Annotated in this window: 17 protein-coding genes; 12 read left to right on the top strand and 5 right to left on the bottom strand. The window is 70.3% G+C overall.

Translation table 11 applies throughout. The features are described 5' to 3' along the window. Positions 1 to 12: 12 nt before the first annotated feature. Complete coding sequence (locus OG524_RS06095) at positions 13 to 2,685, top strand: RelA/SpoT family protein (protein WP_405391963.1); 2,673 nt, start codon at positions 13 to 15, stop codon at positions 2,683 to 2,685. A 96-nt stretch (positions 2,686 to 2,781) separates the two neighbouring features. Here the strand turns inward: OG524_RS06095 and OG524_RS06090 are convergent, their stop codons facing one another. The 3 genes from OG524_RS06090 to OG524_RS06080 all read right to left on the bottom strand — a co-directional run bounded on the left by OG524_RS06090 (position 2,782) and on the right by OG524_RS06080 (position 5,891). Next, entirely contained in the window at positions 2,782 to 3,459 is a 678-nt protein-coding gene (locus OG524_RS06090) for an ALF repeat-containing protein (protein ID WP_405809376.1), read from the bottom strand. A gap of 233 nt (positions 3,460 to 3,692) precedes the next feature. Continuing rightward, the gene (locus OG524_RS06085) at positions 3,693 to 4,922 is read right to left on the bottom strand and encodes a DUF349 domain-containing protein (protein ID WP_405391965.1); all 1,230 of its coding nucleotides are present in this window, start codon (positions 4,920 to 4,922) and stop codon (positions 3,693 to 3,695) included. Between the two features lie 186 nt (positions 4,923 to 5,108). After that, a complete protein-coding gene (locus OG524_RS06080) occupies positions 5,109 to 5,891 on the bottom strand; it encodes a peptidylprolyl isomerase (RefSeq protein WP_405391966.1) in 783 nt (260 codons plus the stop codon). A gap of 149 nt (positions 5,892 to 6,040) precedes the next feature. Between OG524_RS06080 and OG524_RS06075 the strand changes: the two genes are divergently transcribed. From OG524_RS06075 to OG524_RS06060, 4 genes are all read left to right on the top strand, one after another. After that, on the top strand, positions 6,041 to 6,727 hold the full coding sequence (locus OG524_RS06075) for an MBL fold metallo-hydrolase (RefSeq protein WP_405391967.1): 687 nt from the start codon (positions 6,041 to 6,043) through the stop codon (positions 6,725 to 6,727). Between the two features lie 14 nt (positions 6,728 to 6,741). Continuing rightward, on the top strand, positions 6,742 to 8,004 hold the full coding sequence (gene hisS / locus OG524_RS06070; protein ID WP_405809374.1) for a histidine--tRNA ligase: 1,263 nt from the start codon (positions 6,742 to 6,744) through the stop codon (positions 8,002 to 8,004). Positions 8,005 to 8,596: 592 nt separating this feature from the next. Next, the gene (locus OG524_RS06065) at positions 8,597 to 9,232 is read left to right on the top strand and encodes a vitamin K epoxide reductase family protein (RefSeq protein WP_405391969.1); all 636 of its coding nucleotides are present in this window, start codon (positions 8,597 to 8,599) and stop codon (positions 9,230 to 9,232) included. A gap of 61 nt (positions 9,233 to 9,293) precedes the next feature. Next, the gene (locus OG524_RS06060) at positions 9,294 to 10,667 is read left to right on the top strand and encodes a replication-associated recombination protein A (RefSeq protein ID WP_405391970.1); all 1,374 of its coding nucleotides are present in this window, start codon (positions 9,294 to 9,296) and stop codon (positions 10,665 to 10,667) included. 10 nt (positions 10,668 to 10,677) lie between these two features. Here OG524_RS06060 and OG524_RS06055 read toward each other — a convergent pair whose 3' ends face one another. Beyond that, a complete protein-coding gene (locus OG524_RS06055; protein WP_405391971.1) occupies positions 10,678 to 11,388 on the bottom strand; it encodes a DUF2470 domain-containing protein in 711 nt (236 codons plus the stop codon). Between the two features lie 188 nt (positions 11,389 to 11,576). On the opposite strand from OG524_RS06055, the gene rpsD reads away from it, so the two are divergent. After that, positions 11,577 to 12,191 carry a 30S ribosomal protein S4 gene (rpsD, locus tag OG524_RS06050; protein WP_015607373.1) on the top strand — a complete coding sequence of 205 codons (615 nt, stop codon included), beginning with the start codon at positions 11,577 to 11,579 and terminating at the stop codon, positions 12,189 to 12,191. An 11-nt stretch (positions 12,192 to 12,202) separates the two neighbouring features. On the opposite strand, the gene OG524_RS06045 is transcribed toward rpsD, so the two are convergent. Further along, on the bottom strand, positions 12,203 to 14,491 hold the full coding sequence (locus tag OG524_RS06045; RefSeq protein ID WP_405391972.1) for an ATP-binding protein: 2,289 nt from the start codon (positions 14,489 to 14,491) through the stop codon (positions 12,203 to 12,205). 229 nt (positions 14,492 to 14,720) lie between these two features. On the opposite strand from OG524_RS06045, the gene OG524_RS06040 reads away from it, so the two are divergent. The 6 genes from OG524_RS06040 to OG524_RS06015 all read left to right on the top strand — a co-directional run bounded on the left by OG524_RS06040 (position 14,721) and on the right by OG524_RS06015 (position 21,426). Beyond that, positions 14,721 to 15,167, top strand: a complete 447-nt coding sequence (locus tag OG524_RS06040) for a DUF948 domain-containing protein (protein ID WP_405393306.1) — start codon at positions 14,721 to 14,723, stop codon at positions 15,165 to 15,167. Positions 15,168 to 15,174: 7 nt separating this feature from the next. Beyond that, a complete protein-coding gene (locus tag OG524_RS06035) occupies positions 15,175 to 15,513 on the top strand; it encodes a DUF6167 family protein (protein WP_405391973.1) in 339 nt (112 codons plus the stop codon). Further along, positions 15,513 to 18,182 (top strand): alanine--tRNA ligase, encoded by a 2,670-nt coding sequence (alaS, locus tag OG524_RS06030; RefSeq protein ID WP_405391974.1) that lies wholly within the window; start codon positions 15,513 to 15,515, stop codon positions 18,180 to 18,182. Before OG524_RS06035 ends, alaS begins: the two co-directional genes overlap by 1 nt. An 8-nt stretch (positions 18,183 to 18,190) precedes the next feature. Continuing rightward, the gene (ruvX, locus tag OG524_RS06025) at positions 18,191 to 18,664 is read left to right on the top strand and encodes a Holliday junction resolvase RuvX (RefSeq protein WP_405393307.1); all 474 of its coding nucleotides are present in this window, start codon (positions 18,191 to 18,193) and stop codon (positions 18,662 to 18,664) included. A 99-nt stretch (positions 18,665 to 18,763) separates the two neighbouring features. Continuing rightward, positions 18,764 to 20,596: an endolytic transglycosylase MltG gene (gene mltG / locus OG524_RS06020; RefSeq protein WP_405391975.1), complete on the top strand. Its 1,833-nt coding sequence runs from the start codon at positions 18,764 to 18,766 to the stop codon at positions 20,594 to 20,596. Then, complete coding sequence (locus OG524_RS06015) at positions 20,593 to 21,426, top strand: shikimate dehydrogenase (RefSeq protein ID WP_405391976.1); 834 nt, start codon at positions 20,593 to 20,595, stop codon at positions 21,424 to 21,426. Before mltG ends, OG524_RS06015 begins: the two co-directional genes overlap by 4 nt. Positions 21,427 to 21,528 lie beyond the last annotated feature (102 nt).

The raw sequence follows: 21,528 nt of genomic DNA, 5'->3' as shown, positions 1-21,528 counted from the left end.
CGAGGAGCGCACTTGCCAGACGAGGCCCAGCCAGTCGCCGCCCCGCAGCCCGACAAGCCCGCTGCGGCACCCGCCACGCCCGAGAAGGCGCAGCCCGCGGGCGGCTCAGCGGCCCACGAGCCCGTGGACGGCCCGGCCCAGGCTCCGGCCTCCGCCTCCGAGTCACCGGCCGCGTCCGGGTCCGCGAAGCCCACGCCTCCTCCCGGGTCCGCGCCCGCTCCTGGTCCGGCTCCCGCCGAGCCGACGCCGACGCCGCCGCCCGGGACGAAGCCGGCCTCCGACACCTCGGTGAGCCCCGCGACGCCCGCGGTTTCGAAGCCCCCGGTGCCCGCCGTGAAGCCCCCGGCCAGGCCCGCCGCCACTCCGCCGGCCCCGCCCACCCGTAGCGGCGGCTCCTCCAACCGCGTCCGGGCCCGCCTCGCCCGGCTCGGCGTGCAGCGCTCCAGCCCGTACAACCCGGTCCTCGAACCCCTCCTGCGTACGGTCCGCGGCAACGACCCCAAGATCGAGACCGCGACACTGCGGCAGATCGAGAAGGCCTACCAGGTCGCGGAGCGCTGGCACCGCGGGCAGAAGCGCAAGAGCGGCGACCCCTACATCACGCATCCGCTCGCCGTCACGACGATCCTCGCCGAGCTCGGCATGGACCCCGCGACGCTGATGGCCGGACTGCTGCACGACACGGTCGAGGACACCGAGTACGGCCTGGACACGCTCCGTAAGGACTTCGGCGACCAGGTGGCGCTGCTGGTGGACGGGGTCACCAAGCTCGACAAGGTCAAGTTCGGCGAGGCCGCCCAGGCCGAGACCGTGCGCAAGATGGTCGTCGCCATGGCCAAGGACCCCCGGGTCCTCGTCATCAAGCTCGCCGACCGGCTGCACAACATGCGCACCATGCGCTATCTCAAGCGGGAGAAGCAGGAGAAGAAGGCCCGCGAGACCCTTGAGATCTACGCACCCCTGGCCCACCGCCTGGGCATGAACACCATCAAGTGGGAGCTGGAGGACCTCGCCTTCGCGATCCTCTACCCCAAGATGTACGACGAGATCGTCCGCCTCGTCGCCGAGCGTGCGCCCAAGCGCGACGAATACCTCGCCATAGTGACCGACGAGGTCCAGTCCGACCTGCGCGCCGCCCGGATCAAGGCCACCGTCACCGGCCGGCCGAAGCACTACTACAGCGTGTACCAGAAGATGATCGTGCGGGGCCGGGACTTCGCCGAGATCTACGACCTGGTGGGCATCCGGGTCCTCGTCGACACCGTCCGCGACTGCTACGCGGCGCTCGGGACCGTGCACGCCCGGTGGAATCCGGTGCCGGGGCGGTTCAAGGACTACATCGCGATGCCCAAGTTCAACATGTACCAGTCCCTGCACACCACGGTGATCGGCCCCAGCGGCAAGCCCGTCGAGCTCCAGATCCGTACGTTCGACATGCACCGCCGCGCCGAGTACGGCATCGCCGCGCACTGGAAGTACAAGCAGGATCCCTCTGCCGGTGCCTCCAAGGTGCGCACCGACGTACCCAAGAACACCGGCCGCGGCCAGGACACCGTCAACGACATGGCGTGGCTGCGCCAGCTCCTGGACTGGCAGAAGGAGACCGAGGACCCCAGCGAGTTCCTGGAGTCCCTGCGCTTCGACCTGTCGCGCAACGAGGTCTTCGTCTTCACACCGAAGGGCGACGTGATAGCGCTGCCCGCCGGTGCGACACCGGTCGACTTCGCGTACGCCGTCCACACGGAGGTCGGCCACCGGACGATAGGAGCACGGGTCAACGGGCGGCTCGTACCACTGGAGTCGACACTCGACAACGGTGACCTGGTGGAGGTCTTCACCTCCAAGGCGGCCGGTGCCGGGCCCTCCCGGGACTGGCTCCAGTTCGTCAAGTCGCCCCGGGCGCGCAACAAGATCCGTGCCTGGTTCTCCAAGGAGCGCCGCGACGAGGCGATCGAGCAGGGCAAGGACGCCATCGCGCGTGCCATGCGCAAGCAGAACCTGCCGATCCAGCGGATCCTCACCGGCGACTCCCTGGTCACCCTCGCCCACGAGATGCGCTACCCCGACATCTCGTCGCTGTACGCGGCGATCGGCGAGGGGCACGTCGCCGCGGCGGGAGTCGTCCAGAAGCTCGTCCAGGCACTCGGCGGCGAGGACGCCGCCAACGAGGACCTGGCGGAGAGCTCGCCGCCCTCGCACGGACGCAACAAGCGCCGGGCCAAGGCGGATCCGGGTGTGGTCGTCAAGGGCGTCGAGGACGTGTGGGTCAAACTGGCCCGCTGCTGCACGCCCGTTCCCGGCGACCCGATCATCGGATTCGTCACTCGGGGCAGCGGTGTGTCCGTCCACCGTGCGGACTGCGTCAACGTCGACTCGCTCTCGCAGCAGCCGGAGCGGATCCTCGAGGTCGAGTGGGCGCCCACCCAGTCGTCGGTCTTCCTCGTCGCCATCCAGGTCGAGGCACTCGACCGGTCGCGGCTGCTCTCCGACGTCACCCGGGTCCTGTCCGACCAGCACGTGAACATCCTGTCGGCGGCCGTGCAGACGTCCCGTGACCGGGTGGCCACCTCGCGCTTCACCTTCGAGATGGGGGACCCCAAGCACCTGGGGCACGTCCTGAAGGCCGTACGCGGCGTGGAGGGCGTCTACGACGTCTACCGGGTCACCTCGGCCCGCCGGCCGTAGGACGGTCCGGCAGCCGCCGACAGGGCCCCCGTCGGCTACGAGATTCCTGCCGGCGGCGAGGCCGTTCCCGCCCCGTCGCCGGCGGACGGCTTCCGGCTACGCGTCGACCTCGTACCGGCCGTACTCCAGGAAGTACCGCATCTCCTCAGGCGTGCCGCCGATCGCCTCGTTGACCGCCGCGCGCAGCGCCGGGCTGATGTCCGGACGGGCGAGGATGCGGACGAGGGCGACGCGGTCGTCCTCGGCCTGGGCGAGGCGGTGGCCCGTCTCCAGCCACTGCCGTATCTCCTGCGGTGTGCCGCTGTCGAGGAGTTGGTTGACCTCCTTGGTGACGCGCCTGCCGGAGTCGGGGTCGCCGAGGATGCGGAAGAGTGCGACATGGTCGTCCTCGGCCCGGGCCGACGCGTAGCCGGTCTCCAGGAAGTACCGCATGGCCTCCCTGGTCCCGTTGTCCAGGGCCTCGTTGGCCTCCCGGACGACCCTCCTGCCGCTGTCCTCGTCCGCCAGGATGCGCAGGATCGCGACCCGGAGGTCGTCGTCGGACATCTCTCCCACCGGTGTGCCGGGGCTGTCGGCCGTCGGCGCCGCCTGCGCGGCGGTGGGCGAGGAAGCCGCGGCGGACGGGGAAGCCGCGGCGGACGGGGAAGCCGCGGCGGACGGGGAAGCCGCGGCGGACGGGGAAGCCGGCCCGGTGGCGAAGGCCGGTCCCGTCAGAAGGAGGGCCGGGGTCAGGGCGGTGGCCGCTACGGTCAGGGCGGCACGGGTCAGTCTCATGTGTGGACCTGCCTCGAGGACGTGGTGATCACGGCGGATCCGGCAGCCGGAGGACGCCTGCCGGTGCGGAGATCATCGCGCCTGTCCCGCCCCGGGAGCACTGCCCGGATCCGGCAGTCCTCACGACTCTTCGTTGCCGTCCGCACACAGCAACGGCGCGGCGCGGACACGGGAAAGGGGCTTCCCCGCGCGGTACGCGGGGAAGCCCCTCAGGGGAAGTCAGGAGGCCATGGTCAGCCGCCGAACTCCTCCAGGCCCTTCAGCGCCTGGTCCAGCAGCGCCTGGCGGCCCTCCAGCTCACGGGACAGCTTGTCGGCCCTGGAGTTGTTGCCCGACGCGCGTGCCGTGTCGATCTGCGTACGCAGCTTGTCCACGGCCGCCTGGAGCTGGCCGGTCAGACCCTCGGCGCGGGCCCGCGCCTCCGGGTTCGTCCGGCGCCACTCGGACTCCTCGGCCTCCTGGAGCGCCCGCTCCACCGCCTGCATCCGGCCCTCGACCTTCGGGCGGGCGTCACGCGGCACGTGGCCGATGGCCTCCCAGCGCTCGTTGACGGCGCGGAACGCGGCCCGGGCCGCCTTCAGATCCGTCACCGGAACCAGCTTCTCGGCCTCGACCGCGAGATCCTCCTTCAGCTTGAGGTTCTCGCCCTGCTCCGCGTCCCGCTCGGCGAAGACACCGCTGCGGGCCGCGAAGAACACGTCCTGGGCGCCGCGGAAGCGGTTCCACAGGTCGTCCTCGGACTCGCGCTGGGCCCGGCCCGCCGCCTTCCACTCCGTCATCAGGTCGCGGTAACGGGCAGCGGTCGTACCCCAGTCCGTCGACCCGGAGAGGGACTCGGCCTCGGCGACCAGCTTCTCCTTGACCTTGCGGGCGTCCTCGCGCTGGGCGTCCAGCGAGGCGAAGTGGGCCTTGCGGCGCTTGGAGAAGGCGGAACGGGCGTGCGAGAAGCGGTGCCACAGCTCGTCGTCCGACTTACGGTCGAGGCGCGGCAGCCCCTTCCACGTGTCGACGAGCGCCCGCAGACGCTCACCCGCGGAACGCCACTGCTCGCTCTGCGCCAGCTCCTCCGCCTCGACGACGAGCGCCTCCTTGGCCAGCCGGGCCTCGTCGGTCTGCTTCGCCTTCTGGACCTTGCGCTCCTCGCGACGGGAGTCGACCGTCGCGACGAGCGCGTCCAGCCGCTTGCCGAGCGCCGCGAGGTCGCCGACGGCGTGGTGCTCGTCGACCTGCTGACGGAGGTGCTCGATCGCCGCCGTCGCGTCCTTGGCGGACAGATCGGTGGTCTTCACCCGCCGTTCGAGGAGGCCGATCTCGACCACCAGGCCCTCGTACTTGCGCTCGAAATAGGCCAGAGCCTCTTCGGGGGAACCGGCCTGCCACGATCCGACGACCTGCTCGCCCTCGGCCGTACGCACGTACACGGTGCCCGTCTCATCGACACGGCCCCACGGGTCGCTGCTCACAGCGCCTCCTCCACCTGATGCCGGAGGGGTTCACCCCCCGTGCATCGTCCACAGTTTCCTGGGGTGGGCAGCGCCCACCCTGCACAACGCCAATCTAGGCGACCGGCCACCCGGCTGTCCGCACTCCGCGCGGCCGAAATTCTCCGGTCCGCGCCGGGTGCCCGGGCGCACCGGCCGCCCGGCAGGTCAGGCCTTGTCGACCGTCGCCTTCTCGACCGTGACGGCCTTCTTCGGAGCGCCGTCGGCCGCCCCACCGGTGACGCCCGCCGCGGCGATCTTCTCGACGGCCTTCAGACCGGCGCCGTCCATGGTGCCGAACGGCGTGTAGCTGGGCGGCAGTTTGGTGTCCTTGTAGACCAGGAAGAACTGGCTGCCGCCCGTTCCCGGCTGGCCGGTGTTCGCCATCGCGACCGTGCCCGCCTTGTACGTCACCGCACCGTCGTCGCCTGCCTTGCCCAGCGAGGTCAGGTTCTCGTCCGGGATCGTGTAGCCCGGACCGCCCGTGCCGTCACCCTTGGGGTCACCGCACTGCAGGACGAAGATCCCCTCCGTGGTCAGACGGTGACACTTCGTACCGTCGAAGTACCCCTTGTCCGCGAGGGCCTTGAACGAATTCGTGGTGTGCGGGGTCTTCGCCGCATCCATCGCGATCGCTATGTCGCCCTGATCGGTCTTCATCGACAGCGAGTACTTCGCCTTCTCGTCGATCTTCATCGCGGGCTCGGGCACCGCGCTCTCGCTGGCGGACGGTGAGGCCGACGGGCTCGCCGCGGCGTCCGCCTTGTCCTTCGTGCCGTCGTCGTCGAGGGAGACGTACGCGCCCGCGCCGATGACCGCCACCACGGCCACCGAGGACGCGATGATCACCGTGAGGCGCCTGGTCTTCCGGCGCCCCTCCTCCCGACGCTGCTGCTGCCGCTCGAACTTCTCCCGGGCGAGCTGCCGCCGCCGCTGATCGCTGCTGACCACCGGTTGGTCTCCTTGTACGTCGTGTGATCGGGCCTGGGTTGCCCCGTACGGTATATGGGTTAGCTGTGGAATGAGGAGCGCCGGTAGTCTCTGATCTGCCGCAACCGTCTCCGCGGCCCTCCCTCTTCGGACGAACACTAAGGACGATCGTGCTCATTGCCGGGTTCCCCGCCGGGGCCTGGGGGACCAATTGCTACCTGGTCGCCCCCGCCGCAGGCGAGGAGTGCGTGATCATCGACCCGGGCCACCAGGCCGCCCAGGGCGTCGAGGAAACGCTGAAGAAGCATCGGCTCAAGCCCGTCGCCGTCGTGCTCACCCACGGCCACATCGACCATGTCGCCTCGGTCGTCCCCGTGTGCGGCGCCCATGACGTCCCCGCCTGGATCCACCCCCGGGACCGGTACATGATGAGCGACCCGGAGAAGGCCATCGGCCGCTCCATCGGGATGCCGCTCATGGGGGAACTCACCGTGGGCGAGCCGGCCGACGTCGAGGAGCTGACCGACGGCGCCCTGCTGAGGCTGGCGGGCCTGGAGTTCGGCGTCTCGCACGCGCCCGGCCATACCAAGGGGTCGGTGACGTTCAGGATGCCCGAGGCAGCGGATGTTCCGCAGGTTCTCTTCTCGGGCGATCTGCTCTTCGCCGGCTCCGTCGGACGCACCGACCTGCCCGGCGGCGACCACGCCGAGCTGCTCGAGTCGCTGGCCCGCGTGTGCCTGCCGCTCGACGACTCGACCGTGGTGCTGTCCGGCCACGGCCCCCAGACGACCATCGGCCGCGAGCGCGCCTCCAACCCGTATCTGCACGGCATGGACGCGCCCCGCCGAGGAATGTGACGAGAGAAACTCCTGTGAGTACCTTCCAGGCCCCCAAGGGCACGTACGACCTGATCCCGCCGCGCTCCGCGAAGTTCCTCGCGGTCCGCGCTGCGATCTCCGAACCCCTGAAGAACTCCGGCTACGGCTACATCGAGACGCCCGGCTTCGAGGATGTCGCCCTGTTCGCACGCGGCGTCGGTGAGTCCACCGACATCGTGTCCAAGGAGATGTACGCCTTCGAGACCAAGGGCGGCGACAAGCTCGCGCTGCGCCCGGAGGGCACCGCCTCCGTGCTGCGCGCGGCGCTGGAGGCCAACCTGCACAAGGCCGGCAACCTCCCGGTCAAGCTCTGGTACTCCGGCTCCTACTACCGCTACGAGCGTCCGCAGGCGGGCCGTTACCGCCACTTCTCACAGGTCGGCGCCGAGGCCATCGGCACCGAGGACCCGGCGCTGGACGCCGAGCTGATCATCCTGGCCGACCAGGCGTACCGCTCGCTCGGCCTCACGCAGTTCCGCATCCTGCTGAACTCGCTGGGCGACAAGGAGTGCCGCCCCATCTACCGGGAGGCGCTCCAGGCCTTCCTGCGCGACCTCGACCTGGACGAGGAGACCCGCCGTCGCATCGAGATCAACCCGCTCCGGGTGCTCGACGACAAGCGGGCCGACGTCCAGAAGCAGCTCGTCGGGGCGCCCATGCTGCGCGACTACCTCTGCGACGCCTGCAAGGCGTACCACGAGGAGGTCCGCAACCTGCTGACGGCGGCGGGTGTGGTGTACGAGGACGACGAGAAGCTGGTCCGCGGCCTCGACTACTACACGCGCACGACCTTCGAGTTCGTGCACGACGGCCTGGGCTCCCAGTCCGCGGTGGGCGGCGGCGGCCGTTACGACGGACTGTCCGAGATGATCGGCGGCCCCGCGCTGCCGTCCGTCGGCTGGGCACTCGGCGTGGACCGCACGGTGCTCGCGCTGGAGGCGGAGGGCGTCGAGCTCGACATCCCCGCCACCACCAGCGTGTACGCGGTCCCGCTCGGCGACGAGGCGCGACGGGTGCTCTTCGGCCTGGTCACCGAGCTGCGCAGGGCCGGTGTCGCCACCGACTTCGCGTTCGGCGGCCGTGGCCTCAAGGGTGCGATGAAGAGCGCGAACCGCTCCGGTGCCCGGTTCACGATCGTGGCAGGCGAGCGTGACCTCACCGAGGGCACGGTCCAGCTCAAGGACATGGAGTCCGGTGAGCAGGAGGCGGTCGCACTCGACGAGCTCGTGGCCGTGGTGCGGGCCAGGACGGCCTGACCCCGCGCCTGTTCCGCGCGGTGCCCGCCCGGTCCACCCCGGCGGGCACCGCGCGTTCCGCGCCCGGCGACCGGCCGCGGGACCCCGCCGGTCGTGACCTGCTGCCGGGGCCCGTTCCTGCGGGCGCGCGTGCGGCTCCTGGCCGACGCGTGCGGCTCCTGGTCAACATGGCGGCAGTTCCCGGTCAACGTGACGGCAGCCGATTCATCCTGCCGGACGACCCTGATACGGGAACGCCACCGGCGGCCCGCGCCGGCGGGGCCTGCCCCGGGCGCATGACCCCGTCGCGGCCGGAGCGGCCCCGCCGACTTCCGCGGCGGCACTCCACCAGGGTCGGCCCCGACCAGGTGCCGCGAGCACTTCCACGGGCCGGAACCGCAGGTCGAGGCCGTCCGGCGCGGGCAGTGTCGCCGCGACGCGCACACGGAGGCCGGCCCTCACCGCACCTTCCGTACCGGCTGCACACCTCCCGCGCACCCCCGCGCAACGGGCCTTCCCCCTGCACACCTTTATGTTCATCGAACGGCAGACCGGGCTGGCCGTGCGGCACAATGACCCTGCCCGGCTGGCCACTCAGTGATGGAACGGCGATATGACGACTGCAGCGGTAGATCACCCCTCCTCCGACCAGGACGAGGACGGCGGGAAGAGGACCATCGGCGGCAGTCGCGCGTTCGCACTGCTGCTGGTGATCACCGGAGCGGCCGGACTGCTCGCCGCCTGGGTGATCACGATCGACAAGTTCAAGCTGCTCGAGGACCCGAGCTTCACCCCGGGCTGCAGCCTGAACCCGGTGGTCGCGTGCGGCAACATCATGAAGAGCGAGCAGGCGTCCGCCTTCGGCTTCCCCAACCCGATGCTCGGCATCGCCACCTACTCGGTGGTCATCGGCATCGGCATGGCGCTCCTCGCGGGCGCACGCTTCCGCAACTGGTACTGGCTCGGCCTCAACGCGGGCACCCTGTTCGGAGTCGGCTTCTGCACCTGGCTCCAGTACCAGTCGCTGTACAGCATCAACTCGCTCTGCCTGTGGTGCTGCCTGGCCTGGGTCGCCACGATCTTCATGTTCTGCTACGTCACCACGCACAACATCAAGCACCGCATCCTGCCCGCGCCCGCCTGGCTGCGGAACGGGCTCACCGAATTCCACTGGGTGCCGCCCGTCCTCTGGATCGGCATCATCGGCATGCTGATCCTGACCCGCTGGTGGGACTTCTGGACCAGCTGACCGGTCCGTGGTCCCCGGCGCTCCCGGCGGCGTTGTCGGTGGGGTGGCATAGGCTTCCAGCGTGGAGCCCGACCTCTTTACCGCAGCAGCCGAAGACCGCCAGGAGAAGGATCCGTCCAGCAGCCCCCTCGCTGTCCGGATGCGCCCCCGTACGCTGGACGAGGTCGTCGGCCAGCAGCATCTGCTGAAGCCGGGCTCGCCCCTGCGGCGACTCGTCGGCGAGGGGAGCGGCGGCCCCGCGGGCCCCTCCTCGGTGATCCTCTGGGGGCCGCCTGGCACCGGGAAGACGACCCTGGCGTACGTGGTCAGCAAGGCCACCAACAAGCGCTTCGTCGAGCTCTCCGCGATCACCGCCGGCGTCAAGGAGGTCCGGGCCGTCATCGAGGGCGCGCGCCGTGCCACCGGCGGCTTCGGCAAGGAGACCGTCCTCTTCCTCGACGAGATCCACCGCTTCTCCAAGGCCCAGCAGGACTCCCTGCTCCCCGCCGTCGAGAACCGCTGGGTGACGCTGATCGCGGCCACCACGGAGAATCCGTACTTCTCGATCATCTCCCCGCTGCTGTCCCGCTCCCTGCTCCTCACCCTGGAACCGCTCACCGACGAGGACCTGCGCGCACTGCTGCGCCGGGCACTGACCGACGAGCGGGGACTGGGCGGCGCCGTGACCCTGTCCGAGGACGCCGAGGCGCATCTGCTGCGGATCGCGGGCGGCGACGCCCGGCGCGCGCTGACCGCGCTGGAGGCGGCGGCCGGAGCGGCCCTCGCCAAGCACGACGCGGAGATCACGCTCACGACACTTGAGGAGACCGTCGACCGCGCGGCGGTGAAGTACGACCGTGACGGCGACCAGCACTACGACGTGGCGAGTGCCCTGATCAAATCCATCCGCGGGTCCGACGTGGACGCGGCCCTGCACTACCTGGCCCGGATGATCGAGGCGGGGGAGGACCCGCGCTTCATCGCCCGGCGGCTGATGATCTCCGCCAGCGAGGACATCGGACTCGCCGATCCGACGGCGCTGCCCATCGCGGTGGCAGCCGCCCAGGCCGTGGCGATGATCGGCTTCCCGGAGGCGGCCCTCACGCTCAGCCACGCCACGATCGCGCTGGCCCTCGCCCCCAAGTCCAACGCGGCGACACTGGCGATCTCCGCCGCGCAGGACGACGTGCGCAGGGGTCTCGCGGGCCCGGTCCCGGCCCATCTGCGCGACGGCCACTACAAGGGCGCCGCCAAGCTGGGCCACGCCCAGGGCTACATCTACCCGCACGACGTGCCCGGCGGGATCGCCGCCCAGGAGTACGCCCCGGACGCCGTCCGCGGCAGGCGCTACTACGAACCCACGCGGTACGGCGCGGAGGCGCGGTACGCGGACGTGGCGGACCGGGTCCGCGAGCGCCTCGGCCGTGACGAACCGGGCGGTACGGCACCGTCGTGACCGGCGGTGCTCAGCAGGACGCCGCTTCGAAGAGCGTGTGCATGGCGCGCCGCAGCCCGCCGATGTCGCGTACGGGATCGGGGAACTCGAAGCGGGCGTCGAAGCAGTCCCCGTCGCTCCCCACGAACCGCACCCGCAGTCCGAAGCGGTCGAGCGCGACCGGGACGGCGGCGGGCCGGTGCGCGCCACAGGTGCACCCGTCCTCCTCGGACCGGTCCCCGAGCAGGGCGCACAGCGTCGCCATCTCCTCGCTGTGGGCGGCGTGCAGATGCTGGAGCAGTTCCGCCTCATGGCTGACGAGGGGATCGGCGGCGGCGTCCCGGAAGGCCTCCGGCCCGACCTCCTCCGACCCCCACAGGTCGTCGACCGAAGCCTCCCCGATCTCCAGCCTGAGCACCATCCGGCCCGGCTCCGCCCGACCGGGGACGGAGGTCAGCCGGCCGGCGATCCGCGCACGCCCCCGGATCCGGTGCGGGACGGAGACCGGTGCCACATCGGTGAGGTCCAGCACAGCGGTCAGTTCGTCGCCCTGGGCGTGCGTCGCGGCCCGCACGACCGGGGAATCGGCGGGGAATCCGAGGAGGAGATCCCCCTCAGGGGTGACGCTCCGGCTGTCGGGCATCAGCTGGTCCGGATGGATCACGACCAGCCCCGGTACGAGCAGCACGGCGGAGCAGGTACTCTGTACGAGAGTTCGTGTGCGCTCCGCTGCTGACGGCAACCGAGTGTTTTCAAGCCCGCTGGGACGCGGCTGACCACGATCAGATCGGCCTTCCGTCGTAGCAGCACCTTCAAGTGTGCTGCCGCTGTCTGTGCTGTCCGTGACGTGAGTGGTGTTCCCAGGGCGAGACATACGATCTCCTTGAGTAAGGTAAGCCTAACCTAACCTACAACGGAGGTCTGGAGAACGTGCCTAACCAGTCGCGTCCCAAGGTCAAGAAGTCGCGTGCCCTCGGCATCGCCCTGACGCCGAAGGCTGTCAAGTACTTCGAAGCCCGTCCGTACCCGCCGGGCGAGCACGGCCGTGGCCGCAAGCAGAACTCGGACTACAAGGTCCGTCTGCTGGAGAAGCAGCGTCTGCGTGCGCAGTACGACATCAGCGAGCGCCAGATGGCGCGCGCCTACGACCGCGCCAAGAAGGCCGAAGGCAAGACGGGTGAGGCGCTCGTCGTCGAGCTCGAGCGCCGTCTCGACGCCCTGGTCCTGCGGTCGGGCATCGCCCGCACCATCTACCAGGCCCGTCAGATGGTCGTTCACGGCCACATCGAGGTCAACGGTGGCAAGGTCGACAAGCCGTCCTTCCGCGTGCGCCCCGACGACGTCGTGCAGGTCCGCGAGCGCAGCCGCACCAAGGTCCCCTTCCAGGTGGCCCGCGAGGGTGGTTACGACACCGACGGTGAGACCCCGCGCTACCTCCAGGTGAACCTGAAGGCCCTGGCCTTCCGCCTGGACCGTGACCCGAACCGCAAGGAAATTCCGGTCATCTGCGACGAGCAGCTCGTCGTCGAGTACTACGCCCGCTGATCCAGGCGTAGCTACTGTCCGAGCTCGGGCCCGCCCCTCTCTGTTGTCCGGGAGGCGGCGGGCCTTCGCATGTCCCCGGGAGCGTCCCCCCGGGGCGCCGCCCCCGGCGTGCGCAGGGCCCGTGCCACCGCGCCCTTCATGTCCAGCCGGCCGCCGGAGCGCCGCTCCGCCTCGTACCGTACGTCGCCGAGTTCCGCCCGGGCCCGCTCCTCGCACCGGGCCCGCGGTCTGCCGAGATGGGCCGAACCGAACAGCGGCAGTCCCACCGACGGCCAGATCCGTTCCGCGGCCCCCTGCAGCACCGCGGCCTCCGCCGCGTCGCCGTCGGCCACGGTGACCAGGGCCAGCAGTTCCAGCGAGAGCACCGTGCCGAGCAGATCGTGGAAGGTGTGCGCGATCGACAGGCTCTCCCCGAGCATCTGCCGCGCCCGCCCGCCCTCCCCGCGCTCCAGTGCCGCGTAGGCCAGGACGTACAACGCGTAGGCGAGGGCCCACCGTTCACCGTGGTTCCCGCAGATCTCACGGACCTCGTCGCAGATCTCCGCCGCCCCGTCCACGTCCCCGCGGAACGCCACGGCCATCGCCAGCTCGACCTGGGCCATCAGCACGTTGCTGTTCAGCTCGCCGATCTCGCGGTAGCGCCCCAGCGCCTCGCGCAGCAACTCCTCGGCACGGGCCGGATCGTCCGTGACGATGGCGAGACAGCCCCTGCGGTGCACCGCGTACGCCACGGCCGCCGCGTCCCCCGAACGCTCGCCCTCCTCCCGGCACTCCTGAAGGGCGGACACCGCGGCGACCGGATCCCCCTGCAGGACGGCCACGTAGCCGAGCACCCACAGGGCCTTCAGCCGCGACGGATCGTAGGGGGACTCCTCCTCCAGGACGAGGTCGAGCCAGTGGCGGCCTTCCGCGAGCCGGCCGCAGCCCGCCCAGTAGAACCAGAGCGTGCCCGCCAGGTACTGCGCGAGATGCACCTCGTCGGGACTCTCCAACGAGCACTCCATCGCCCGGCGCAGATTGGGCAGCTCGCAGTCGATACGGGCCGCCGCCTCGGCCTGCCTCGGGCTGAACCAGTCCAGCTCGCACCAGGTCGCCAGCCCCAGGAACCAGTCGCGGTGCCTGCGGCGCAGCCGTTCGGTGTCCCCGGTAGCGCCCAGCCACTCGGCGCCGTACTCCCGCACGGTGTCCAGCAGGCGGTAGCGGCTGCCGACGGGGGAGTCCTCCCGCAGCACGACGGACTGCGCGAGCAGTTCGTCGAGCACGTCGAGCACCGAGTCGGCGGGAAGACCGGCGCCGCCGCAGACGTACTCCACGGCCTCCAGGTCGAACTGGCCGGCGAACACCGAGAGCCGCGCCCAGAGCAGCCGTTGCTCGGGGGCGCACAGCTCGTGGCTCCATCCGATGGCCGTACGCAGGGTCTGGTGGCGGGGCAGTGCACTGCGGCTGCCCCCGGTCAGCAGCCGGAACCGGTCGTCGAGACGGTGCAGCACCTGATCCATGGACAGGGCCCGCAGCCGCCCGGCGGCCAGTTCCAGGGCGAGCGGGATGCCGTCGAGGCGCCGGCACAGCTCCCGGGCGGTCTCCCTGTTGGCCTCCGTCAGCCGGAACCCGGGCTGCACGGCGCGCGCCCGCAGGGCGAAGAGCTCCATGGCGTCGCCGTCCGCCATCGGCCTCAGCGGAAAAGTGAGCTCCCCGTCGACCTTCAGCGGACGACGCCCGGCGGTGAGCACGCGCACCTGCGGGGCCCGGCGCAGCAGCTCCCGTACGAGCTCCGCGCACGCGTCGGTCAGATGCTCGAATCCGTCGATCACGAGCAGGAGCCGGCGGGGGGCGCAGTGCTCCAGCAGTGTGGCGCGGGGCGGCCTGTTGGTGTGGTCGGTGAGCCCCAGCGCGTCGACCAACGCGTGTTCGAGGAGGCCGGGATCGTGGAGGGACGACAGCTCGGCGAGCCAGACCCCGTCGCAGTACCGTTTCTCCATGAGTGCCGCGATCCTGGTGGCGAAACGGGTCTTGCCGACGCCCGCCACCCCGGCCACCGTGATCAGCCTGGACTCGCCCAGAAGCCGCTCGACCTCGGCGAGTTCGTCCTCGCGCCCCACGAAGGTGTTCAGTTCGGCCGGGAGGTTCCCATGGGCCGGGGAGGGCGCGTCCTCCACCACGGCCGGCACGGCCTTCGCGTCGCCGGGCGCGGGCTCCGCGTCCCCCGCCGCAGGTTCCGCGCCGTCGGCCGCGGGCTCCACGGTGTCGCGCGGGGGCTCCGCGTCGTCGGGTGCGGGGGAGGGGCGCTGAGGGCGTCGCATGAAACACGCAGAGTACTGGCACATAAGCTCTCCGTACAATCTCCCCGCTTCCGGGGGTGCTCCGCCCGCCCGTAATGCGGTACGGGGCCTGACGCCCGGCGCGATAGGGTCGAGGGACGACGATCGGCTGTGGTGGCAGCGCGCACCGGCCGGTCCGAGACAGGCAGAGACCGAGCCCCGGCAGGGGCGAGCGACGAGCAGAGAGCGGTGCACTGTGTCCGGTGGAGAGGTGGCCGGAATCCTGGTGGCCGTCTTCTGGGCGATCCTGGTTTCCTTCCTCGCCGTGGTGCTGGTGAGGCTGGCCCAGACGCTCAGGGCGACCACCGCGCTGGTGGCGGACGTGACCGAGCAGGCCGTACCGCTGCTCGCCGACGCCTCCGCGACCCTGCGCTCCGCGCAGGCACAGCTCGACAAGGTCGACGCCATCGCGAGCGACGTCCAGGAGGTCACCTCCAACGCCTCCGCGCTCTCCACCACCGTCGCGTCGACGTTCGGCGGGCCGCTGGTGAAGGTCGCCGCGTTCGGCTACGGCGTACGCCAGGCGCTCGGCCGCCGGACCGCTCCCGAACCGGAGCCGGCCTCCCGGACCTCCCGCCGTACCGTGATCGTCGGCCGTACCGTGCCGTCCGCCCGCAGGAAGCGGAACGGCCGAAGTTCCCGCGGACAGAAGGACTGACGCAGCGATGTTCCGCCGTACGTTCTGGTTCACCGCCGGCGCAGCCGCCGGTGTCTGGGCCACCACCAAGGTCAACCGCAAGATCAAGCAGCTGACCCCCGAGAGCCTCGCGGCCCAGGCCGCGGACAAGGCGATCGAGACGGGTCACCGGCTGAAGGACTTCGCCCTCGACGTGCGTGAGGGCATGGTCCGGCGCGAGGCCGAACTGGGCGGGGCGCTGGGCCTCCAGGCGCCCGTCGACCCCGAACTCCCGGTCACCGGCCACATCGCCGTCGAACCGGCCAGGACCGCCCCCACGTATCGAACGCTCCCCTGCAACTCGAACAACCGGAATGAGGACCACTAATGGAGTCGGCTGAAATTCGCCGCCGCTGGCTGAGCTTCTTCGAGGAGCGCGGTCACACCGTCGTCCCTTCGGCGTCGCTCATCGCGGACGACCCGACTCTGCTGCTGGTCAACGCGGGCATGGTCCCCTTCAAGCCGTACTTCCTCGGCGAGGTCAAGCCGCCCGGCCCGCGCGTCACCAGTGTGCAGAAGTGCGTCCGCACGCCGGACATCGAAGAGGTCGGCAAGACCACCCGGCACGGCACGTTCTTCCAGATGTGCGGCAACTTCTCCTTCGGCGACTACTTCAAGGAAGGGGCCATCCAGTACGCCTGGGAGGCCCTGACCAACTCCGTCGAGGACGGCGGCTACGGCCTCGACCCCGAGCGTCTGTGGATCACTGTCTACCTCGACGACGACGAGGCCGAGCAGATCTGGCGCGAGAAGATCGGTGTTCCGGCCGAGCGCATCCAGCGCCTGGGCAAGAAGGACAACTTCTGGTCCATGGGTGTCCCCGGTCCCTGCGGTCCGTGCTCCGAGATCAACTACGACCGCGGCCCGGAGTTCGGCGTCGAGGGCGGCCCCGCCGTCAACGACGAGCGCTACGTGGAGATCTGGAACCTGGTCTTCATGCAGTACGAGCGGGGCGCCGGTGACGGCAAGGAGGACTTCCCGATCCTCGGCGATCTGCCGTCGCAGAACATCGACACCGGTCTCGGCCTCGAACGCCTCGCCATGATCCTGCAGGGCGTGCAGAACATGTACGAGACCGACACCCTGCGCGTCGTCATGGACAAGGCCACCGAACTCACCGGCGTGCGCTACGGCGCCGAACAGGCCTCGGACGTCTCCATGCGCGTCGTCGCCGACCACATCCGTACGTCGGTGATGCTCATCGGCGACGGCGTCACCCCCGGCAACGAGGGCCGCGGCTACGTCCTGCGCCGCATCATGCGCCGTGCCATCCGCAACATGCGGCTCATGGGCGCCACCGGACCGGTGGCCCGCGAGCTGGTCGACGTCGTGATCAACACGATGGGCGAGCAGTACCCGGAGCTCATCACCGACCGCAAGCGCATCGAGACCGTCGCCCTCGCCGAGGAGGCCGCCTTCCTCAAGGCCCTCAAGGGCGGCACGAACATCCTCGAGAGCGCCGTCACCGAGACCAAGCAGGCCGGCGGCAAGGTCCTGGCCGGCGACAAGGCGTTCCTGCTCCACGACACCTGGGGCTTCCCGATCGACCTCACCCTGGAGATGGCCGCCGAACAGGGCCTCTCGGTCGACGAAGAGGGCTTCCGCCGGCTGATGCAGGAGCAGCGGGACAAGGCCAAGGCCGACGCCAAGGCCAAGAAGACCGGTCACGCGGACCTGTCCGCCTACCGTGAGGTCGCCGACAACTCCGGCACCACCGAGTTCACCGGCTACGCCTCCACCGAGGGTGAGTCGACGATCGTCGGCCTCCTCGTCGACGGCGTCCCCTCACCGGCCGCCACCGAGGGCGACGAGGTCGAGGTCGTCCTGGACCGCACCCCGTTCTACGCGGAGGGCGGCGGCCAGCTCGCCGACCAGGGGCGCATCCGGCTCGACACCGGCGCGGTCATCCAGATCCGCGACGTACAGCAGCCCGTCCCGGGCGTCTCGGTCCACAAGGGCTCCGTCCAGGTCGGCGAGGTGACGGTCGGCGCCTCCGCCTACGCCGCCATCGACAACACGCGACGCCGCGCCATCGCCCGTGCCCACAGCGCCACGCACCTCACCCACCAGGCGCTGCGCGACGCGCTCGGCCCGACGGCCGCCCAGGCCGGTTCGGAGAACTCACCCGGCCGCTTCCGCTTCGACTTCGGCTCGCCCGCCGCCGTACCCGGCACGGTCCTCACCGACGTCGAGCAGAAGATCAACGAGGTCCTCTCGCGGGAGCTCGACGTCCAGGCCGAGGTCATGTCGATCGACGAGGCCAAGAAGCAGGGCGCCATCGCCGAGTTCGGCGAGAAGTACGGCGAGCGGGTCCGGGTCGTCACCATCGGCGACTTCTCCAAGGAGCTGTGCGGCGGTACGCACGTCCACAACACGTCCCAGCTGGGCCTGGTGAAGCTGCTCGGCGAGTCGTCCATCGGTTCCGGTGTGCGCCGCATCGAGGCCCTGGTCGGCGTGGACGCGTACAACTTCCTCGCCAAGGAGCACACGGTCGTCGCCCAGCTCCAGGAACTGGTCAAGGGCCGCGCCGAGGAGCTCCCGGAGAAGATCGCCGGAATGCTCGGCAAGCTGAAGGACGCCGAGAAGGAGATCGAGAAGTTCCGCGCGGAGAAGGTCCTGGCCGCCGCCGCCGGGCTGGTCGACTCCGCCAAGGACGTACGGGGCGTCGCTCTGGTCACCGGACAGGTGCCGGACGGCACCTCCACCGACGACCTGCGCAGGCTCGTCCTGGACGTGCGTGGACGCATCCAGGGCGGCCGGCCGGCCGTCGTGGCCCTGTTCACAACGGCCAACGGCCGCCCGCTGACCGTCATCGCCACCAACGAGGCGGCCCGCGAGCGCGGCCTCAAGGCCGGTGACCTGGTCCGTACCGCCGCCAAGACCCTCGGTGGCGGTGGCGGCGGCAAGCCGGACGTCGCCCAGGGCGGCGGCCAGAACCCGGACGCCGTCGGCGACGCCGTCGCCGCTGTCGAACGCCTCGTCACCGAGACGGCGTGACGTCGGACATGACGCAGATGCGCCGTGGACGTCGACTCGCCGTCGACGTCGGTGACGCCCGTATCGGGGTCGCCTCGTGCGACCCCGACGGGATCCTCGCCACGCCGGTGGAGACCGTGCCGGGACGCGACGTCCCGGCCGCCCACCGGCGGCTCGGCCAGATCGTCGAGGAGTACGAACCGATCGAGATCATCGTCGGTCTGCCCCGCTCGCTGGGCGGCGGCGAAGGCCCCGCGGCGGCGAAGGTCCGGGCCTTCGCCCAGGTGTTCGCCCGCTCGGTCGCACCCGTTCCGGTGCGGCTGGTGGACGAGAGGATGACCACAGTGACGGCCACTCAGGGACTCCGAGCTTCGGGCGTGAAGTCCAAGAAGGGCCGGTCTGTCATCGACCAGGCTGCCGCTGTGGTGATCCTTCAGAACGCTCTGGAGTCCGAACGGGCATCGGGGCAAGCTCCCGGCGAGGGCGTCGAAGTGGTTGTCTGATCGCAATACGGTAACGTTCCGCGCGATGCGTCGGTGTTCGAACAAACACCGCACAGCGAAGCGAAGAGACGGAACGCGTCTCGCGGCTCTAGGGGATCGATGACTGAGTATGGCCGGGGCCCTGGCTCCGAACCGTGGCACCCCGAGGACCCCTTGTACGGGGACCAGGGGTGGGAAGGCGGCCGGCAGGCTGCCCACGGCCAGGGCCAGTACGACAGCCAGCAGCAGCCCTATGCGCAGGACCCGTACGCCCAGCAGCAGCCCCAGCAGGGCTACCCGCAGGACCCGTATACCCAGCAGCAGGCCCCGTACGCGCAACAGCAGCAACAGCATCAGCACGACCCGTACGCCCAGCAGCATCAGCAGGATCCGTACGCGCAGCAGCATCAGCAGGATCCGTACGCGCAGCAGCCTCAGTACGGCGCGCCGCAGGACCCGTACGCCCAGCAGCCGCAGCAGCAGTACAACGGCGGCTGGGACACCGGCCAGCAGGCCGCGATGCCGTACGAGCCGCAGCCCCAGCCCCCGTACGGCAACGCCCAGGGCGGCTACGGCGAGCAGGCCGACTACTACGGCACGCCCGAGGCCTACCCTCCGCCGCAGCCCCCCGGCCACCGCGAGCAGGCGCCGGAGCCGCAGCAGCACGCCCAGCCCCAGCAGCCCCAGCGGCAGAACCCGGACTGGGACCCGGACGTGCCGCAGGAGGAGACGCATCCTTTCTTCACCGGCGCGGACGACCCGGCCGACGACCGGGACTCCCGCGACGGCCGGGACCTCCGGGACGACGAATACGACGACGACCCGCGTGAGTCCCGCCGGGGCGGCGGCGAGCGCCGTGGCAAAGGAAAGAAGAAGAGCCGCAACGGCTGCGCCTGCCTCGGCGTCGCGGCGGTCCTCGTCGGCGGCCTCGGCGGAGTGGTCTACTTCGGCTACTCGTACTACCAGAGCCAGTTCGGCGAAGCGCCCGACTACGCGGGCGGCGGCAGCGGTTCGGTCGAGGTGGAGATCCCGAAGGGCGCCTTCGGGAACGAGATCGCGAGCATTCTGAAGAAGGCCGGCGTCGTGAAATCGGCCGACGCCTTCATCTCGGCCCAGAACGGAAACCCCAAGGGGAAGTCCATTCAGGCCGGTGTGTATCTCCTGAAGCAGGAGATGTCGGCGGACAACGCGCTGAAGATGATGCTCGACCCGAAGAGCCAGAACGCGCTGGTCATTCCTGAGGGAACGAGCACCGGCGGCATCTATGAGCTCATCGACAAGCGGCTCGAGTTGAAGGAAGGTACTACCGCCGAGGTCGCGAAGACGAAGGCGGAGAGTCTCGGTCTGCCGGAATGGGCCGATGACGATCCGAAGATCAAGGATCCGCTGGAAGGTTTCCTTTTTCCTGCCGCATATCCTGTCTCCAAGGGTGGGAAGCCCGAGGACACCCTGAAGAGGATGGTGTCCAGGGCGAATGAGGAATACGGCAAGCTCGATCTTGAGAAGAATGCCGAGCGGCTCAAGCTCAAGTCCCCTCTTGAGCTGATCACCGTGGCAAGCCTTGTCCAGAAAGAGGGCAAGTACAAGCACGACTTCGACAAGGTCGCAAGGGTTGTGTACAACCGGCTCGAGCCGGACAACCTGGAGACGGTGGGCAGGCTCGAATTCGATTCGACGATCAATTATATTCGGGCGGAGAGCACGTTGGACCTCGGTCCCGTGGACGGGCTGCGAAAGATCGACGATCCGTACAACACGTACAAAATCAAGGGGCTGCCGCTCGGCCCGATCTCCAATCCCGGTACGGACGCACTGAATTCGGCGATCAATCCGGCGTCCGGTCCCTGGTACTACTTCGTCTCCGTGACCGAGGACAAGACGGTGTTCGCGGTGACGAACGAGGAGCACGAGCGCAACCGGCGAGAGTACGAAGAACAGCAGGCGGGCCAGTGAGCACCATTCGTCGCGCAGCCGTCCTCGGCTCGCCCATCGCCCACTCCCTGTCCCCGGTCCTCCACCGGGCCGCCTACGCGGAGCTCGGCCTCGACCACTGGTCGTACGACCGGTTCGACGTGGACGAGGCGGCGCTCCCCGGCTTCGTCGAGGGCCTGGACGCCTCGTGGGCCGGGTTGTCCCTGACCATGCCGCTCAAGCGGGCGATCATTCCGCTGCTCGACGGGATCAGCGATACCGCCGCATCGGTCGAGGCCGTCAACACCGTCGTCTTCACCGAGGACGGCCGCAGGGTCGGGGACAACACCGACATCCCCGGAATGATCGCGGCACTGCGCGAGCGCGGCGTGGAGAAGGTGGAGTCCGCCGCGATCCTCGGCGCCGGCGCCACGGCCTCCTCCGCGCTGGCGGCCCTCGCGGAGATCTGCACCGGGCCGGTGACGGCCTATGTACGCGGCTCCGCACGGGCCGGCGAGATGCGGGCGTGGGGCGAACGCCTCGGCGTCGACGTCCGCATCGCGGACTGGGCGGACGCGGCAGAGGCCCTGCACGCACCGCTGGTCATCGCCACGACCCCGGCCGGCACGACGGACGCCCTGGCGGCGGCCGTACCGGACCGGCCGGGCACGCTGTTCGACGTGCTGTACGAGCCCTGGCCCACCGTCCTCGCCTCCCGCTGGTCGGCCGCCGGCGCCGCCCTGGTGGGCGGCCTCGACCTCCTGGTCCACCAGGCCGTTCTGCAGGTCGAACAGATGACCGGGTGTGCCGCCGCGCCGCTCGCCGTCATGCGGGCAGCGGGCGAACACGCCCTGGCAGGACCGGGGCACTAGGGCCTCTCGTCCGGATCATGCCGGGCTCGCGGGGGCCGTCACGCGCTCCGCCGAGCTCTCGGCTTCGCTCGAGCAGGGAGGGACTTCTCCGGCGTTGTCGTC

This window comes from Streptomyces sp. NBC_01520 (genome assembly GCF_045040375.1).
In the GTDB taxonomy this organism is placed as follows: domain Bacteria; phylum Actinomycetota; class Actinomycetes; order Streptomycetales; family Streptomycetaceae; genus Streptomyces.
This window is presented reverse-complemented; position numbering and strand designations above follow the sequence as displayed.